The organism is Clostridium brassicae (genome assembly GCF_026738875.1).
Taxonomy (GTDB): domain Bacteria; phylum Bacillota; class Clostridia; order Clostridiales; family Clostridiaceae; genus Clostridium_H; species Clostridium_H brassicae.
Genome location: NZ_JAPQFJ010000006.1, coordinates 43,774 through 62,315, shown reverse-complemented (window position 1 = coordinate 62,315; position 18,542 = coordinate 43,774). Strand labels below are relative to the sequence as shown.

Sequence of the window (18,542 nt, the reverse complement as noted above, 5' to 3'; positions counted from 1 at the left end):
TCTTTTCTTCATAATATTTTACTATTTAATTATTTCCCCTTTAAATTTCTTTTACTAAATAATTTATCAGTTAATTTTACATACCAAGCCGCTGACTGTACTTGTATTACATATGCTAAGGATATAATTATTACCGCTTCTGTTCCTTGCTCCTTAAATGCAGTCATAGCTATCGCTAAACAAACTGAAAGATTTCTCATAACAGTTCCATAAATAAATGCAATTCCATCTTCTTTTTTAAATATCATTCTTGCAATTACTGTACTAAAAATAAAATTAAATAAATATAAAAGTATCAATGGTACTAAAACTTTTAAAATAAGCATTGGATTTCCTAATAAAGCTTGTGCCTTTAATGCCATAGCTATAAAAACTATTAGTACAACTCCTAATGTAGATAATAAAGGGAATTTTGATTTATATTCTTTTTCATATTTTTCCTTACCAAATTTTTTAATAAGAAAATGTTGAGTAATATATCCAGCTACCATTGGTAATAAAATTACCATTATAATTTGATTAAATATATCTGTTAATGGTATATCTATAGAAGTTCCTAAAAATACCTTTAAATAAATTGGTGTTAAAACTGCTCCTAATAATAACCCTATAACTGTCATCTTTATTGCTTCATTAATATTACCTTTAGCCATTCCAGTCCAAGAAATAGTCATTCCAGATGTTGGTAACAACGAAGTTAATAATAAGCCTAATATAAGATATATATTATCTCCAAAAAAAATCTTTGCTATTGAGTATCCAACAAGAGGCATTATTATAAAATTAACTACTTGTGTTATTATTTGTAATTTATTATTTGATTGTTTAAATAAGCTTTTTATGTTTAACGTAACCATCATAGGATATACCATTAAAAATGTAAAAGGCATTATCAATTGTTTTAAAAAGGATACATTAAATATGCTACCTACTGTTATTCCTAGTATCATAAATATTGGTATACTTATTACTAATTTTTTCTGCATTAACATTATTAAATTCCAAAATTGTTTCATTTAACTAATCTCCAATTTATAGGATATACTTCTATTTTATATTTATTAATGCATCGAGAGCTGCTGCATTTATTGGATATGAAACAGGTGATGCTGTAAGTAATGGATGAGTAGCAACTTGGAAAGTATTAAGTTCATTCGCTGTTAAACCTTTCTGTATTGCTAAACTTAATATATTAATCATTTCACCAACACTTTCTCCTCCAGATATTTGTGCCCCTATTAATACTCCAGAAGTTTTTACAAATATTAGAGTTAAATCTAATTTACTTGTTTCTGGAAGTGAACCTGGATGTTTATCCATAGTTGTAGATTTTCCTATAATTACTTCAAACCCCTCTTCTTTTGCCCTTCTTTCTGTAAACCCAGCAGCCGCAAAGGATTTATTAAATACTTTTGTTGAAAATGCACTAATTATTCCTTTATTTTCTCTTACATACCTCAACCCATATAAATTGGAAGCTGCTACTTTTGCTTCCATAGCTGCAGTAGATGCAAGTAATATTGGAATATTTTTATTAGTAAAGAAACATCTCTTTTCAGCACAATCTCCTACTGCAAAAATATCTTTTTCACTAGTTCTCATATATTCATCTACAACTATTGCACCTTTTTCATTGACCATTATACCTACTTCTTTTGCAATACTTGAATTAGGAACAACACCCATACCTAAAATAACTGCATCAGCTTTTATTTTTTCTCCATTTTCAAGTTCAACTTCTTCAACTTTATCATTTCCTAATATGCTTTTTACTCTAATACCGCTCTTAACATCAATATTATTATCTTTCATCTCTTGCTCAGCAATATCACAAATCTCATTATCAAAAGCCTGCCATAAACATTTTTCAGCTACTTCAACAATAGTTACATTTTTACCATCCTTTTTTAATTGCTCAGCAAATTCTACGCCTATAAACCCTCCACCTATAACTACTATATCCTTCATATTTACTAATTTATTTAAAATATCATTTAAATACTCTTCATCTTTTAAAATTGCAAATACATTATTTAAATCATATCCGTTAATAAATTTAGGTATAATCGGAAGTGAACCTGTTGCAATTATTAACTTATCGTAAGCTATTTCTTCATTTTCTGCTAAAATTGCAATTTTGTTTTCCTTATCAATTTTTATAATTTCATCTACTAAAAGTTCTACCCCTGCATTTATAAGCATTGCATCTGGTATTCTGTTTTTACTAGTATCCTTTAATGTTCCAAATATATATGGTATCCCACAAGGAACCATCACTGTTTTATTTTTTCTTACAAGTACTACTTTTTTATCTGCATATACTTTTTTAGCTGTTGTAGCAGTAAGTATTCCCCCTGCACTTCCTCCAATTACTAGTATATCTGTTTTAATCATTACTCTTCCTCCAAATCTTTTATTATATTTGTTACTATAGAATTAAAATTTAATTAAAGACTTTCATTTACACTTTCATATACATACTGTGATAATTATCATTAACCGACTTAACGTTATCCATATATAAACTAATTATTAAAGTTATTTTTACTCTGCTATAAATTATATTTATCCCATAAATTAATATCTTATACATTTCCATATTTAATATACTTATCTTCTAGAACAATAGATACATCAAAAGTTACTTGCTTATAAAAATTCACCAGATATATTCTTATCTATAAATAAGATTACTTTTATAAAAATACTCTTAACTACTTTAAGTTTTCATAATCTTCACCTCTTTTTCATCATACCCCTCATAGGTATAATTATAACATATGCTAATTTCATTTCAATAGAAATTTAATATATTTTGTGAACTATCACCACTTATAGAAGATGGTAGCTTCGTGGTCAATATTCCTAATGGAACAAGTTTACCCACGCTATCAAGTTCATTCCAACCTCTCTAGTCAATATATCTTTTATTACATTGCTAGTTTTAGTAAGTTTTTACGTAAGCGTCAAAGTTTTAGCACCTTCAATAATTTCAAAAATAGTATTAAAATATCCTAGTAAGGCAATACAAAAACTTTACTAGGCTTAATTTTATTTCTTATCTTTAATTTTCATATTTTCAGGAATCTTATCATTCCAAGGCATAAGATTCTCCAAGCTTTCGCTATCGTGTATATCTATCTTTAATAGATTGTCAAATAGATAGACTAAGTACCTTTCTACAACTAAATTATTAGCCTTGGCAGTTTCAACAATACTATAAATATTGCTACTTGCAGTTGCACCTTTAGCAGTATTTGCAAAAAGGAAGTTTTTTCTGCCTATTACAAAAGGTTTAATAGCTCTTTCAGCAGCATTATTATCAACTTCCAAAGAACCATCTAAATAATACATTTTTTAATCCTGGTAAATGCTTTTTAGCATAATCAAGTGCTTTACCTAACGGACTTCTTGGAAGAGCATCTTTTATTTCTCTTTCAACATAATCAATAAAGTTATTTATAAATTGACTCTTATTAAGGTTATTTTCAGCACAGAAATCTTTCACTGTTATTGTATCTTTAATAGAGTTAAATTTATTTAAATATTCCTCCCAGGTATCATTATCTAATTTTCTATACATAAGTAAACCTCCCATTGATAATCTTTTACTTAAGTTTATCAATGAGAGGACGTGTTTTCTAGGTACTTAATTTTTGACGCTTACGATTAAATATAATTTTTGCTTTTTATCAATAACAAAAACACCTACCATTTATAGATAGATGTTCTTTGTTATAAATAACACTTTATTTAATCTCTTCTTTTAATAAATCACCGATTTGAATTTTAATCTTATCAATTATTTCTTTTTTCACACTTCCAAATTTTTTAACTACTATATATTTAGATAATGTATATATTTTATCTACTCTAATACAAGAAGTAACCTTAAGCGATCCTTCTATTAAATCATTATTTGTAAATTGAATTGAGTAGTCTTTTGATTGCAAATTAGAAGTTATTGCTGCAACAACTATATCCTCTGTTTTACAATTATACTGGTAATTAGATAATACTAGAACAGGTCTTTTCTTACTTGATGTTAAATCGCTGAAAGGAATAGGTATAAGTAATATATCTCCTTGCTTATACATCACTCCACACCTCATCATCTATATCATTATTCCAAAAATCCAAACTACTCTCGCTTGCTCTCTGCAAATCTTTATATAATTCTTTTTCTCTCTTTAATTTTAAGTATCCTATAAAATCTATAACCTCTGATATTTCATTTTCTGGTATTTCTTCAATAAGATTAAATAGTATCTCCTTAGCCGTATTCATAAAAACACCACCTTAAACTATTTATATAATTATTATACCCTATTATATAAATAATTTGAATGCATGTTTTCTATATATGCTATGTGATCATAAATTTATAAAACATACTCTTATTTTCTAATGAAGCAGTTGTAGCCTCATAATATGTTTCTATTAAATTTCATATTAACAGCATCCCTATAAATAATATTATGCAGTTTACAATAAAACCTAATTGACCTACATCAAAGCTGTCATATTTCTTTTTAACTAACATTTAGGAACCTTATTTTCTAAAGGCTTTTCATATGCTCCTTTTGTATCTTTTAATCTCTGTTTCATAAGCTACTGAAGGTTCATTGTAAAAATCGGACATGTTTTTAATTTATTCTTAATCTTATTACAATTATGTAAAGCAATGGTAATAATCACTTTAATAGCTTTTTATTTAATGATATAATTAAGCTGTAGTTATAATAAATACAAACATTACCACAATTACATTAAACAAGGAGGTAATTTCATGATAGTTTCACATAAATCTATGGTGGAAGAAATTGAAATTGATAATGTTGGTGTTAAAAATGCATTTATGAAAGTCCTTATTTCTCCTAAAGAAGGCTGGGAAGGTTATGTAATGAGATTATTCAAACTAAAAGCAGGCGGTTTCACTCCAAAACATGCTCATCCCTGGCCTCATATAAATTATATTATTAGCGGCAATGGGACTCTTCATCTTGATGGAAAAGATAATTCTATAGAATCTGGCTCATTTGCATATGTACCAGCAGGAAAAACACATCAATTTATGAATATTAGCAATACAGACCTAGAATTCATTTGCATTGTCCCAGAAGAAGGACATAAATAGCAGCACAAACCTGTCCAGTTTTGTAATATATTAAACATCTTTCAAAAACTGGACAAGTTTTATTGCTCTTTTATATATTTTAAACTCCTGTAGATCCAAATCCACCATTTCCACGTTCTGTTCCTGTTAATCTCTCTACTTCAACTACATTTACTCTTAAATGAATAATAACTACAATAAATAAAATCCCGACTTTTTTAAAAAATCGGGATTTTAATCAAATTATCTAACTGTAAATGTTGTTAAATAATTCCATATTCTTTTAATAACTTTTCAATGTCTGTTCCTGCTACTTGTTTTAAAATTTTACGTTTAGTCATTGGTGGTAAATCAAGTTTTGGTTTTTCTCCATCTAATAAACATACACCTGCATTTAATAAATAGCGGACATCATATCTTGAAGAAAACACCTCAGGAACTCCTTTTTCAACTCCAGTTAAAACATATACTGCTTCCATAGCTGTACGTCCTGAGTATTCTATAGTAAATACAGTATCACGGCCTGGATCATCCAATGTTTCAGCAAATTGTCCAAGGAAAGCAAAGTTTACTGCATTCTTTGGTACAACATATGGGCGATCTCCAGCTGCACGAGGCATAAATTGGGATGTGATAAATGGCATCATAACAGGAACTGCGCTACATGATCCTGCTAATTCTTCAATTTTATCTGTAGGAACACCTATATGATATAACCATTCTTTTGTAATTTCTTTACCAGTACAATCTCTCATAGGTTTTTTAATATAATCTCCAGGAACATCAGAGAATAAACCATATACCCAAACAACAACATCTTTTTCTGGTTGTCCGTAATATTGTTCTTGACGGTTTATTGTCCAACTCATCAACCATGAAGAGTCAACAGCTGTAACTATTCCGCCTGTTACAGTGCCTCCACCATATGGTGAACGTTTTGTAATCTTTTCAATGTACTCAGGAACACGTTCATCATGACAAGTTACTGTACAAGACTCCCAATTAGATTTTTCTGTATTTGTACAGAACTTATCTGGTTTTCCAAATTCATCTGATTGTTTTGCTATGTTTCTCCACAGATTCCAGCATCCTTTTGGCTCTCTATTAAATGGTGCAGGAGTGTTGTCATCACCATATCCTGAACCTTCAGTCATAGAACCATTAGTGATAAATACTAAGTCGTTTTCTGTTAAATCAATAGAGATATTCTTTCCAGTTTTATCTGTTGCAACTATTCTCTTTGCAACCTTTTTATCATCTGAAATTGAAAACTCAACATTATCAACAGTAACTCCATATTCAAATTTAGCACCATGATCTTGTAAATATTTAACCATAGGTTTTACAAATGAAGTGTATTGATCATGTCTTGAAAATTGTAAAGCCTCAAGATTTGGTAATCCGCCAACATGGTGAATAAAACGAGTCATATATAATTTCATTTCTAAAGCACTATGCCAATTTTCAAAAGCAAACATTGTTCTCCAATATGTCCAGAAATCAGTGTTTAAAAGTTCTTCAGAAAGAATATCTTCAATAGCTTTATCTTCAAGTTCTTCATCTGTTATATTTACAAAAGCAGCTAATTCTTTTGCCAAGTCTTGACCTAAATTGAATTTTCCATTATCATGACGCTGACCTTGTTTTTTAGTAATACGACAATTGCTAAAGTTTGGATCATCATAGTTTGTATAATAAAAATGATCTAAAACAGTCATATTAGGGTCTTCTGTAGATGGTAATGAACTAAATAAACTCCATAAAACCTCAAAATGATGACCCATTTCACGTCCGCCACGTGATACATAATTCATATTTCGACGAACCTCTCCATCCAAAGATCCACCAGGAATGTCCAATTGTTCTAAGAAGGTAATTTTACTTCCATCCATGTGAGCATCACGAATTAAAAAACAACCAGCAGCTAAAGCTCCAATTCCAGTACCGATTAAATAAGCTTTTTTATCTTCAATTCCTTTAGGTTTTCTTGCATTTACTAAAGCGTGATAACTTCCATTTGTAAGTGTAAGTCTATCATCATGTGTCTTTAATTTCATTATTAACTCCCCCTTTATTTTGCGAATACTTATTATATCTATAGGATCTGTATAAGTCTATAATATAGTTTTTTTGTGTCTTTTTCATTAGATAAAAAAACTGCGGTGTTCGAAATTTAAACACCGCAGCTTATTCGTCTAATTTTTAGGCATTTATATAGAAATGCCTAGTAAAAAGGGATCTCCTATTCCTTTTTACTAGACATCATTTAAATCAGCACTTCGCTTAAGGGACAATTCGATGTTTCCATTGAAGAGCTGTCCAATTCGTCTAACGATAGTATCAGGGTCTTCCTTCATTCCGGCAGCAATCCAGCGTACTACCATTTCAGTGAGGGCACACTGATAAAAGGAAGCAATCAGTTTTCTATCTTCCAAAGAAGCTGATATGCCCTCGCTTACTTTTTCAATATACCGAATCATCACATTTCCTGATACATTATATATATAGTTCACTAGTTCTTCTCTCTGCATGGAATTATATACATGATAAATGGCTATTTTGTTTTCCAAAGCAAATCTGGCAGCTACAATAAAACTCTCCTCCCAGGAAAGTGTATCATTATATTCATCAATTACTATCTGAAGTTCTGTTTGGAATATCTCTGACAAAAGTGTATATATGTCTGTGTAGTAATAATAAAAAGTATTTCTATTTATCTCACATGCTGTAGCAATATCCTTAACTGTAATCTTGCTAAGTGGACGCTCATTCAACATCTTTATAAATACCTCACGAATCATTTTTCTGGTATATTGCTGAGCCAAATTGCCACCTCCTTAATGCTTTATCTATATTCAAAATTATAACATAGGGTAAGTCATTTTTAAATAATCCATCATCATATACCAATAAAAATACCGCCCCACATATTATTCTTTGTTACTCCCAACGCAATTGCACATAGTATTGTAATTGCAGCACAAATAAAAAATATAATATCAAAAGCCCTGCTTTTTGATTTCATATTAATTAAATTTTCTCGCTCGTCATCATTTTGCTCATCTTCTTTTGTACACTTGCTACTCAAACTTCTATATACTTCTGTTACTCCAAATAGAATACAAAATGTATCCAGTACAACAGACTTGATGATTCTTAAAGTATTTAAATTATTAAAACGTGTAATTGTACATGGAATACTTATTGCTGCTAATATTAGAAATACTATACCACTCCAGAATTTCTTTTTATTATATATTCTTTTTTTCATTTTCTAAATTCTCCTTTAAACAATATAAGTCCTCAATAGTTGTATTAAAAACACAAGCTATCTTATATGCCAGCATAATTGACGGATTGTACTGCCCCCTTTCAAGTGAAATAATCGTTCTCGAAGAAACAAAAACTAAATCAGCAAGCTGCTGTTGTGTCATATTTGCAGCTGTTCGCAGTTCTTTTACTCTATTTTTCACCTATACACCTCCAAATAACATGAAGCAAGCTTCACATGAAGTCTTCTTCATGTTATCACTATATAAGTATAATGTCAATAAATAACATATCTTCTCTATAAGTTTATTTTATTTATATTCTTTTCTTCATAATATTTTACTATTATATATTTTTTAAGTTTTGTGTTAATAACAATTAAATTTATACACTAAAAAAAGCCATTACTTAGAATTTTTCTAAGTAATGGCTTTTTCAATTGTTATTTAAGATTAAATATTAGTGAATTAAATCCTTTGGATAACTCTTATGATTAATAATTCCATACTCTAACATTAATTCATCTGTTAGATATTTAACCCCTTTGCAATGTAAATCTCCTACACCTTCGCTTACCAATTGATAAAGCTCTGATTCATAAAAACAATTCATACTTTCTTCTAAATCTTTATTAGTTCTCTTTGAAAATTCTAGGATTATATTTTTATATAAAGACTGTAATAATATTTTATTGGCTAACATATTCTACACTTCCTTATTTCCTTCATAAATTAAATATTTATTAATAATCTCTTGATTTATTATACACATCTGTTGATTAGGTTTATAATACTTTAATCTCTTTAATGCTTCATCTTTCTCTATTAATTTATCCTGATAAAGCTCTATTGTATTATATACCCTATCATCAGCTATTCCACCTACTACCATGTCATATTTTAAATAAATATGACTCTCAGCTCTACATTCCAATATAAAATCTAGCCATTCTAAATCATAACTCAAAAACTCTTTAACTTTATACGCTTCCTTAACTTTTTCTATATCTAATTCATATATATTTAAATATCCTTTTTTCCCTCTTCTTTTAAATTTGTTTGTCCAATTAATTGCTTGCTCTTTAATTCTTGTTACATAAAAACCTTTCCCAAAATCCAATGCATCTCTTGAAAAAGATATGTGGGGATTATCTACTATCAAGTAAGATCCATGATATACTCTCAACTTAATGCTCCCCTTTCTTTTAATACTTCTATTAAATCTTCTACTATATATCGTTTGCTTTGAGAATGTAATGGCTCATAACAAGGGATAATATACTCATCCAAAGTATTTGTATTTTTAATAATTTCATATATTTTTGCAGAATTCATTTCTAGTTTTTCTGCTAAACTTTCAATACAAAATATGGCAAATTCTAATTTTTTCTCATCCATTACAACACCTCCAAATATACCTACTTTATTTATATTATATCCTATATTATAAATAAATTAAATTTTGCTTCCTGAATTCTTTGCTTTTTTCCCTTAAGATTTCTATTTTCTTCGCAATTCTTGCATACTCTCCATCATAGGCTTCCGCATCTAATCCTGTATTTACATTAAGTTTTTCTGTAATAAAGCAACTTATAACTTCATCTAGAACTCTAAGTCCATTAGTTTGAAAGTTTTCTTGTCAAGAATGCATATCAATCTATTACTTACTGCCATTTAAATTTGAATATAAAAAAAGCAAAGTTACACATTTAATATAACCTTGCTAACTTTAATCATAACAACCCCGATTTAAGTTAATGATTTTTGCATAAGTGCATCCCCAATATACTTTTCATTTTTTAGAATTGACCTTATAGTTAAGTACCACCACTTTTTTCTAAAACAAATAAATACTAGCGCTGTGATAATATATCTTCTAAACATTTTTTTCTATATTCCAAAGGACTTATACCCATAATTTTTTTAAAAGCAGCTGCAAATTTACTTTGACTTTCATATCCGACACTTAAAGCCACATCTGCTATGCTATTTTTAGTTTGTCGTAAACTTATTGCTGCATTTTTAATACGATACTCTTTAATATATGCTGCAATTGAAATTCCATATATTCCTTTAAAATATGTTTTTAAAGTTGTAGAACTTATACAATACATTTTCGCTAATTCTTCAATTGTATATCTGTGTTGTAGGTTTTCTGTAATAAATTTCTTTATTTGCTTAATTCGCTCTACTTGCTCATTGGAATAATATTCTTTCTCTTTCTCTTCTGAAGTATCTGTAATACTTAAAAACACTAAAAGCTCTAAAACTTTTAACTTAAAGTAAGCCTTTTGTACTGATTCTGGTACTGAATACAACTCAGAAAATATATGTTCAATTTTATCTTTAGCTCTCATAATAAAGCATTTATTATTATTACAAAATTTCTCTTTTAAACTATATATGTCAATATTAACATCTTTTAAAATTTCAGGTACTTCATTAATAATTTCATCCATATATATAACAACAGAAATTCCTTTATAATGCTTAAGTGGGAAACCAATTGTATCTGCATGGTTACTCATCATATTAATAGAAAGATCACCTTCACCCATATATAAAGAACTTCCATCAAGTAATTTACATTCTTCTCTTCCTTCTTTGCAATGATTTATTTCAATTATATTGTCGTATACTGGTAAATCACACAAACAAGTTGTTGCTTCAAATTCATTATATACTAATTCAATACCTGTAAATACTTTGTATACTGTCATTAATCCCAGGCCATCATTACAATCCATTTTATATATAGTTCTATAACCATCGTTATCACATTTTTCAACTGAGGAGACTCTATTTAAAAATTCATGATCTTGAACAATATCTATTCCTTGCATTATACATTCTCCTTAAAATATGAATCATATCTTACGTCTACTATTTTCTTTCATATTCCTTAAACGACCTCAGCATTTGCTTCAGTATTTGTTTTTGATGATAAAGATTTAAATTCAAACATCATCATACAAACAGTAATTAAAACAAGTATACCATCATTTAATCCAATTGCCATCCAAATCCCTTTAATACCCATCCATTTTGGTAAAGTCATAATAAGAGGAATAAAAAGTATTACTTGACGTAATAGTACTACAATACTTGCTTTTTTAGCTTTTCCTAATGATTGAAATAAAGTAACAACCATTATGAAAATTCCAAGAAAAATATAAGTACTAAACATAATTCTAAAATTAGATACTCCTTGTTGAATTATATCAGGTTCTTTAATAAATAATGATAAAACTGCTCCTGGTGCAATTTCAACTGGTAAATAGAAAACTAAAGATAATACAAGTGCACTTGCAATAAACACTAATGTCATAGTTTTTACTCTATCATATTTTCCAGCACCGTAATTAGTACCTGCAACTGGTTGGAAACCTTGACTGATTCCCCATAATGGAATAAACGCAAATGTTTGAACTCTTAATGCAGCTCCTAATAAAATTTGAGAAGTTCCTCCACCATATTTTGCAGCACTATTAAAAATAAATGTTTGATATAATAATGTCATTACTTGCATAAGCATTGCTGAAAGTCCAACTGCAAATATCTCAGGTAAAATATTTATATCCAATTTAATTTTATTAATTTTTAAATTTTCACTTTTTCTTATAAAATACATTAAAGTAATAACAGCTTGTATAAATTGTGAAATTATAGTAGCATAAGCAGCACCTTCAATTCCCATATTGATTTTATTAAATATGCTTATTAAGATTGGATCAAGAATTATATTTAAAACAGCTCCACTACCTACAATCATCATTGATTGTTTTAATGCTCCTTCTCCTCTCATTACCATATTAGCGCTTTGGAAAAGATTCACAAATATTGAACCGATAAATATAATTCTAAGATAGCGAATAGCACTATTTAAAATCTCACCTTCAGCACCAGTAACTGAGAGTATTTGTTTTGTAAAAATAATGCCAGCTACAGTAATTATAAGTGACAATATAGATACAACCATTATAAGATTTCCCATAATTGAATCAATTGTTTTTTTATCTTTTTTACCAATAGCTCTTGATAATACTGATGCAGAACCAACTCCTATAAGCGTTGCCACTCCACTATTAATTAATGTGAATGGATATGAAATTGAGATAGCTCCCATCGCAGTTGAACCAATCAATTGCCCTGCAAATACCGCATCCATCAAATTATAAAGACCTACTACCAGCATACCTAAAACAGCTGGTATACTTAATGAAATCATAAGTTTAAATGGTGATTCTGTAAGTAATTTTGTTCTATTATTCATTTTAATCTCCTCTTTATTTAAATTTTTCTAATTTTTAATTATCGTAAATTAATAATCTACTTTTTTATTTTTAATTAATAACTAAGTTCATAATATTACCGCCTCTACTTTCATTCATTATTTTAAAGTTATATATATAAAATAATTAATCATCTTTAATAAAATAAACTCTTCCTTAATACTTTTAAATGAGAATCATTATCTTTTTATCTTTAATATTAGTTTAGACCATAATAATTAATTTGTACGCTCTATATTGACATTGTTTAGTCCCGTTTAGACATATAGTTTTGTAAGCGTCAAAAATTTCCCGTGTACATTTAATTTATAGTTAATGATATTTCATTGCTAGATAACAAAGATTATTAGAAAAACATCAAATCAATTAGCAAAACAAATTGTTAATAACCCCTGAGGGCGTTGCCAAGACTTGGCTGAGCTTGCTCTTTTTTTGTTTTATACCTTAACTTGTATATTTCCGTCAAAAGAAATATAATAAAATTATGGAGGTGTTATGCGTGGATTATATAACAACAAAAGAAGCAGCGAAAAACTGGGGAATTACAGACAGAATGGTAGTGTACTATTGCTCTGCTGGACGGATTAAGGGAGCTAAAAAAATGGGGAATACATGGCTTGTTCCGATTGACGCTGAAAAACCAGCTGACGGACGATATAGGAGCAGTAAATTAAAGGATGGTGAAAATAAATGAAACGGATATTTTTGGTTGAGGACGATAAGGCAATCGCTAAAAACCTTATACTTTTGCTCCAATCGGAGGGATTTACGGTCACTCACGCTCCTACAAAGGCTGACGCCCTTGCCGCCCTTGGTGGAAATAAGTTTGACTTGGCGCTTATAGATATTTCTTTGCCTGACGGAAATGGCTTTACGGTTTGCACGGAAATCAAAGAAACACAAGATATTCCCGTTATCTTTCTCACGGCTTCTGGTGATGAGGCTAGTGTTGTTACCGGGCTGAACATGGGCGCGGACGACTATATCACCAAGCCTTTTCGTCCGCGTGAATTGATTGCGCGAATCGGAACCGCCCTGCGAAAAAGCGGACGTTCTCCATCGGATTTTCAAATTGGCGGGCTTCATGTCGATACAGCAAGTGGCGTCGTGAAAAAGGACCGCAGAGAGGTTTTTCTTTCAGCACTAGAATACCGCTTGTTGCTGGTGTTTATTAGCAACCCAAAAAGCATTATCACCAGGGGCAGGCTACTTGACGAATTGTGGGATGCAGCGGGCGAGTTTGTCAATGACAATACACTAACCGTGTACATCAAGCGTTTGCGGCAGAAGATAGAGGACGACCCAGCAAACCCGCAAATCATTCTGACCGTTCGCGGGACTGGGTATAGATTGGGGGGCGAGTATGCTTCGGAATAGAGAGTTTCGGAAGTTTGTCATTTTATTCTCTTTAATGACCGCTGCCGTTGTAATGCTTGGATTTGTAATCAATGTGGCGGCGGGAATCCTTTCCATTGCTTCTGCCACCGCCTTTGGCACAGCGTTTTTTGCCTTTACCAAAGCCCGCTATAAAAGCATTGCGCAGATTTCAGATCAAATTGATCTTGTGCTTCATAATGCTGAGCATCTGTATATTGGTGAATCGGAGGAAGGGGAACTTTCCATTCTGCAAAGCGAGATAACAAAAATGACGCTACGTATTCGAGAGCAAAACCATGCACTGAAAAAAGAAAAAGAACATCTTGCCGATTCACTGGCTGACATAGCTCACCAACTCCGAACCCCACTCACATCAGTGAACCTCATTCTGTCATTGTTAGAGAATCACCCTGATGAAAATGAGCGTAAAAATTTACTAAGGGAAATGGAGGAATTACTTGTACGAATGGATTGGCTGATTACTTCACTTTTGAAATTATCCCGTTTGGACGCGGGCATTGTGGCTTTTAAAAGAGAAGAAATCCATGTGAACCACTTGATAAATACCGCACTTCACCCGCTTCTAATTCCCATGGAACTGCACAATATTGATTTGCAAATTGATGTGCCAAAAGGTATCAAGATTTTAGGAGATTTAAACTGGCTTTCAGAAGCAATTCAAAATGTCCTGAAAAATTGTATGGAAAGTGCAGGCGATAACGGGAAACTTGATATTATTTGTGAAGACAATCCCCTATTTACCCATATTAACATCCACGACAGCGGCCCGGGTTTTAAAAAAGAAGATTTACCCTGCCTGTTTCAAAGGTTCTATCGTGGAAAAAACTCAGACGCCACAGGATATGGAATCGGATTGGCTCTTTGCAAGATGATTATAACACGGCAGGGAGGGACTATTACCGCCAAAAATCACCCTCAAGGCGGCGCCATATTTTCCATTCGTTTCCCAAAGTGACAAATCTCTCACCTAAAAGTCACTGAAACGTAAGCTTAAAGTTCTATTATATGGGTAAGACATAAAAAAAGGAGGCTCACATAATGGAGTTTTTAAAAATTGAAGATTTATGCAAAGTCTACGGTAAGGACGAAAACCAGGTCACCGCGCTTGATCATGTTTCGCTTACAATCGAAAAGGGAGAGTTTACCGCAATCATTGGTTCCTCTGGCTCCGGTAAATCCACACTGCTTCACGCCATCGCCGGTGTAGATGTTCCAACAAGCGGAAAAGTGTATTTGGACGGGCAGGATATATATGCCCAAAGCAATGAAAAACTTGCCATTTTTCGCAGGCGTCAGGTGGGACTGATTTACCAGTTTCATAATCTGATTCCTACTTTAAATGTAATAGAAAATATCACCTTGCCCATTCTGATGGACAAACGAAAGATCAACGAGGAACGACTAAATGATTTGTTGAAATTGCTTGGACTAGAAAATCGTAAAACTCATTTGCCGAATCAACTTTCCGGGGGCCAGCAACAACGTATTGCAATCGGTCGCGCTTTGATGAACGCACCGGCAGTCATGCTGGCGGATGAACCAACTGGCAGTTTGGACAGCCGCAATGGGAAGGAGATCATCCGTCTACTAAAAGAAAGCCATAAAAAATATCATCAGACCCTTATCATTGTTACACATGATGAAGATATTGCCCTACAGGCAGACCGTATTATCGGTATAACAGACGGTAAAGTAGTTCGAGATGAAAGACAGGTGACACAATAATGAACATTTTTAACAAAGTCGCTCTGCAAGGACTGAAAAAGAACCGCACACGAACCCTTGTAACGATTATCGGAGTTATTTTGTCTGCTGCCATGATTACAGCAGTGGCTACCTTTGGAATTTCCCTACTGAACTATATGGCAAATGGTGCGGCTCAAAAATACGGCAATTGGCACGTTGAGTTTTTGAACGTCCCTTCTTCTTTCGTGCAGGAACGAACCAACGACGAGGAAGTAGCTAACGCGGCGGCATTTGAAAATATCGGTTATGCAAAACTTGACCAAGGGAAAAACCCCAAAAAGCCCTATCTTTTTATAGCTGGATTTAACAAGAAAGCCTTTGATACATTGCCTATAACCCTTGTTTCAGGTAGATTGCCAAAAAACAGTAGGGAAATTCTTGTTTCCGGCAGCGTGGCAGCAAACGGTGGAGTCAAACTTTCGGTAGGCCAGACCCTTTCACTTGCTGTTGGAAGTCGTATGAATGGCAACAAAAATCTTGGTCAACATGACCCTTACACTTCCAAAGGCGAAACTCTTGTGCCACAAAATAAGAGAACTTACACAGTTGTGGGTATCTGCCAAAGACCCAGTTTTGAGGAATCTTCTTCACCTGGATATACCTTGATAACGAAAGCAGATTCACAATATAAAGGGGACAACTTTAGTCTATTTATTAGTCTTAAAAAGCCCCGTGGTGTTCACGCTTACGCAAGCAGCACAGCTAAAAACTATACTTACGCCTTCAACGATAATGTTCTACGATTCATGGGCCTTTCCGATGATAATATATTCAACACGCTTCTGTACTCCGTTGGCGGCATTGTAGTGGTCATTATCATGATTGGGTCCATTTTTTTGATTTATAACGCGTTTAATATTTCACTAAATGAACGCACACACCAGTTCGGGATTCTATCGTCGGTGGGAGCTACGGAAAAACAGCTGAGAAATTCAGTATTGTTTGAAGGGCTTTGTATCAGTGCAGTCGGCATACCCATTGGCGTTATCGTTGGCATAGGCAGCATTGGACTTGTGCTTTCCGTTGTAGCCAAAAATTTTGGGGGCATTCTATACGACACCGTACCTTTAACCTTGACGGTATCTGTCCCAGCCATTGTAGCTGCAGCAGTAGTCAGTATGGTTACTATTTTAATTTCAGCTTATATTCCAGCAAGGAAGGCCGCAAGCACCCCTGTGATGGAATGTATTCGTCAAACAAACGAGGTCAAAGTTGAAGCCAAGGCCATAAAAATATCAAAATTTGCTCAGCGTATTTATGGTTTGGAGGGAACCCTTGCTCTAAAGAATTTTAAAAGAAACAAGAAACGCTATCGCAGCATTGTGTTATCGCTTGTTTTAAGCGTAGTGCTGTTTATATCAGCCAGTGCTTTTGTAACGGATTTGAAACAGGCGTCGGAGCGGGCAGTAGCATTTACTACCTATGACATCGGTTTGGCCACGCAGGACATGGACGATAGCAAAATGTTGCAGCTTTACGACAAACTAAAAACCGCTGACGGGATTTACGAAAGCTCATATCAAGCGCTTATGAAGTATTCATGTGCTGCCAAAGCAAAGGATCTTTCAGACTATTACTGGGAATACGCGGGTTCACATTCGCCGGAGGAAACGGTTAATCTGCCAATGGAAATCCAGTTTCTTGATAACAGCACCTATCTGAATATTATTAAAAACTTGGGCTTGCCCTCAGAGGAATATACTGGTAAAAACGCAAAAATGATCGCCGTTGCCAAAATGCCACGCCACATGGCAGGCAATCGGAAGGAGGAGGTTGACACATCTATTGATATGTTCAAAAGTTCTTCCATGAATTTTACCATAGCTCCCGAAATAAATGGCAAGCCGAAGATGGAACAGGGGCAAAACGTGAGGATTAAGTTTGTGGAAACCGTGCCACCTGATACACTCCCGATCCTAGAAAACTCCAAGGCGAAGAATCCGTTCTTTTTTAGGATGATGGCTCCCTATTCGCTAAAAGAGAAGTTTGAAACCAATGATACCCATGTGGCTATTAAGGGCTTAACCTTTAAGTCAAAGAATGCCACACAGTCGGTGGTTAAAATGAAAAGGATGCTTCAATCTGAGGGAATTACAGCCAACTACAACCTGTACAATATGTGTAAAATGCTTGATGATAACCGCAATATGATATTCATTGCCAACGTGTTTGCATATACTTTTATAATTATGATTTCGCTGATTGCAATTGCCAATGTGTTCAACACGATTTCAACAAATATTAAACTACGCAGGAGAGAACTTGCTATGCTCCGCTCTGTTGGAATGTCTGAAAGGGACTTCCAAAAGATGATGAATTTCGAGTGTGCCTTTTATGGTATGAAGGCGTTGCTCTTGGGTCTTCCCATAGCGATAATTTCTTCTTGGCTGATTTACAAAGGGATGGTCAGCGGCGGTGCCAACGATATCGATTTTGTGTTACCCTGGGGTAGTATCGGAATCAGCATATTCAGCGTATTCCTTGTAGTGTTCATTACAATGCTTTATGCCACTCGAAAGATAAAAAAAGAAAATATCATTGACGCACTTCGAGATGATATGTCTTGATTTAAAACTGATATTGAGTTGATATAAATTTTTTAAAAAACATCTGCGTGATTGGTTTCAAGTGATTCGTAATGGCCCCAAAAGGCAATTTAGACATTGAAAATACGGAATCCACTCTACAGAAGTAATTTAAATTACAAATTAATGCTGTCCT

At 32.6% G+C, this 18,542-nt stretch carries 20 protein-coding genes and 2 pseudogenes; 6 read left to right on the top strand and 16 right to left on the bottom strand.

Annotation, left to right across the window (positions count from 1 at the left end):
* Positions 1-29: 29 nt before the first annotated feature.
* The 7 genes and pseudogenes from OW729_RS07585 to OW729_RS07560 all read right to left on the bottom strand — a co-directional run bounded on the left by OW729_RS07585 (position 30) and on the right by OW729_RS07560 (position 4,287).
* Positions 30-1,016 (bottom strand): arsenic resistance protein, encoded by a 987-nt coding sequence (locus OW729_RS07585; RefSeq protein ID WP_268060879.1) that lies wholly within the window; start codon positions 1,014-1,016, stop codon positions 30-32.
* 31 nt (positions 1,017-1,047) lie between these two features.
* The gene (locus OW729_RS07580; RefSeq protein ID WP_268060878.1) at positions 1,048-2,394 is read right to left on the bottom strand and encodes an FAD-dependent oxidoreductase; all 1,347 of its coding nucleotides are present in this window, start codon (positions 2,392-2,394) and stop codon (positions 1,048-1,050) included.
* Between the two features lie 657 nt (positions 2,395-3,051).
* A pseudogene (locus tag OW729_RS19475) lies at positions 3,052-3,165 on the bottom strand (hypothetical protein); the annotation flags it as partial.
* An 11-nt stretch (positions 3,166-3,176) separates the two neighbouring features.
* Positions 3,177-3,351 (bottom strand): annotated as a pseudogene (locus tag OW729_RS19470) (IS66 family transposase); the annotation flags it as partial.
* Entirely contained in the window at positions 3,323-3,583 is a 261-nt protein-coding gene (locus OW729_RS07570; protein WP_268060877.1) for a hypothetical protein, read from the bottom strand. The pseudogene OW729_RS19470 and the gene OW729_RS07570, both read right to left, overlap by 29 nt.
* A 166-nt stretch (positions 3,584-3,749) precedes the next feature.
* The gene (locus OW729_RS07565; RefSeq protein WP_268060876.1) at positions 3,750-4,097 is read right to left on the bottom strand and encodes a type II toxin-antitoxin system PemK/MazF family toxin; all 348 of its coding nucleotides are present in this window, start codon (positions 4,095-4,097) and stop codon (positions 3,750-3,752) included.
* A complete protein-coding gene (locus OW729_RS07560; RefSeq protein ID WP_268060875.1) occupies positions 4,090-4,287 on the bottom strand; it encodes a DUF2281 domain-containing protein in 198 nt (65 codons plus the stop codon). Before OW729_RS07560 ends, OW729_RS07565 begins: the two co-directional genes overlap by 8 nt.
* Before the next feature lie 502 nt (positions 4,288-4,789).
* On the opposite strand from OW729_RS07560, the gene OW729_RS07555 reads away from it, so the two are divergent.
* Positions 4,790-5,137, top strand: a complete 348-nt coding sequence (locus OW729_RS07555; RefSeq protein ID WP_268060874.1) for a cupin domain-containing protein — start codon at positions 4,790-4,792, stop codon at positions 5,135-5,137.
* Between the two features lie 242 nt (positions 5,138-5,379).
* On the opposite strand, the gene OW729_RS07550 is transcribed toward OW729_RS07555, so the two are convergent.
* The 9 genes from OW729_RS07550 to OW729_RS07510 all read right to left on the bottom strand — a co-directional run bounded on the left by OW729_RS07550 (position 5,380) and on the right by OW729_RS07510 (position 12,658).
* Positions 5,380-7,173, bottom strand: coding sequence for an oleate hydratase (locus OW729_RS07550; protein WP_268060873.1), 1,794 nt, complete (start codon positions 7,171-7,173; stop codon positions 5,380-5,382).
* 198 nt (positions 7,174-7,371) lie between these two features.
* Entirely contained in the window at positions 7,372-7,941 is a 570-nt protein-coding gene (locus OW729_RS07545; protein ID WP_268060872.1) for a TetR/AcrR family transcriptional regulator C-terminal domain-containing protein, read from the bottom strand.
* Positions 7,942-8,015: 74 nt separating this feature from the next.
* Positions 8,016-8,387, bottom strand: a complete 372-nt coding sequence (locus tag OW729_RS07540; protein WP_268060871.1) for a hypothetical protein — start codon at positions 8,385-8,387, stop codon at positions 8,016-8,018.
* On the bottom strand, positions 8,368-8,589 hold the full coding sequence (locus OW729_RS07535) for a helix-turn-helix transcriptional regulator (RefSeq protein WP_268060870.1): 222 nt from the start codon (positions 8,587-8,589) through the stop codon (positions 8,368-8,370). The genes OW729_RS07540 and OW729_RS07535 overlap by 20 nt, the downstream gene beginning before the upstream one ends.
* Before the next feature lie 256 nt (positions 8,590-8,845).
* Positions 8,846-9,088, bottom strand: coding sequence for a hypothetical protein (locus tag OW729_RS07530; RefSeq protein WP_268060869.1), 243 nt, complete (start codon positions 9,086-9,088; stop codon positions 8,846-8,848).
* Positions 9,089-9,091: 3 nt separating this feature from the next.
* Positions 9,092-9,571: a DUF3990 domain-containing protein gene (locus OW729_RS07525; protein ID WP_268060868.1), complete on the bottom strand. Its 480-nt coding sequence runs from the start codon at positions 9,569-9,571 to the stop codon at positions 9,092-9,094.
* The gene (locus tag OW729_RS07520) at positions 9,568-9,783 is read right to left on the bottom strand and encodes a DUF3791 domain-containing protein (protein WP_268060867.1); all 216 of its coding nucleotides are present in this window, start codon (positions 9,781-9,783) and stop codon (positions 9,568-9,570) included. Before OW729_RS07520 ends, OW729_RS07525 begins: the two co-directional genes overlap by 4 nt.
* A gap of 455 nt (positions 9,784-10,238) precedes the next feature.
* Positions 10,239-11,228 (bottom strand): helix-turn-helix domain-containing protein, encoded by a 990-nt coding sequence (locus OW729_RS07515; RefSeq protein ID WP_268060866.1) that lies wholly within the window; start codon positions 11,226-11,228, stop codon positions 10,239-10,241.
* Between the two features lie 59 nt (positions 11,229-11,287).
* Entirely contained in the window at positions 11,288-12,658 is a 1,371-nt protein-coding gene (locus OW729_RS07510) for an MATE family efflux transporter (RefSeq protein ID WP_268060865.1), read from the bottom strand.
* Between the two features lie 503 nt (positions 12,659-13,161).
* Between OW729_RS07510 and OW729_RS07505 the strand changes: the two genes are divergently transcribed.
* The 5 genes from OW729_RS07505 to OW729_RS07485 all read left to right on the top strand — a co-directional run bounded on the left by OW729_RS07505 (position 13,162) and on the right by OW729_RS07485 (position 18,388).
* The gene (locus OW729_RS07505) at positions 13,162-13,371 is read left to right on the top strand and encodes a helix-turn-helix domain-containing protein (RefSeq protein WP_456064449.1); all 210 of its coding nucleotides are present in this window, start codon (positions 13,162-13,164) and stop codon (positions 13,369-13,371) included.
* A complete protein-coding gene (locus OW729_RS07500; protein ID WP_268060864.1) occupies positions 13,368-14,054 on the top strand; it encodes a response regulator transcription factor in 687 nt (228 codons plus the stop codon). Before OW729_RS07505 ends, OW729_RS07500 begins: the two co-directional genes overlap by 4 nt.
* On the top strand, positions 14,041-15,030 hold the full coding sequence (locus OW729_RS07495) for a sensor histidine kinase (protein WP_268060863.1): 990 nt from the start codon (positions 14,041-14,043) through the stop codon (positions 15,028-15,030). Before OW729_RS07500 ends, OW729_RS07495 begins: the two co-directional genes overlap by 14 nt.
* An 83-nt stretch (positions 15,031-15,113) precedes the next feature.
* Positions 15,114-15,800 carry an ABC transporter ATP-binding protein gene (locus tag OW729_RS07490; RefSeq protein ID WP_268060862.1) on the top strand — a complete coding sequence of 229 codons (687 nt, stop codon included), beginning with the start codon at positions 15,114-15,116 and terminating at the stop codon, positions 15,798-15,800.
* A complete protein-coding gene (locus OW729_RS07485; protein WP_268060861.1) occupies positions 15,800-18,388 on the top strand; it encodes an ABC transporter permease in 2,589 nt (862 codons plus the stop codon). Before OW729_RS07490 ends, OW729_RS07485 begins: the two co-directional genes overlap by 1 nt.
* Positions 18,389-18,542 lie beyond the last annotated feature (154 nt).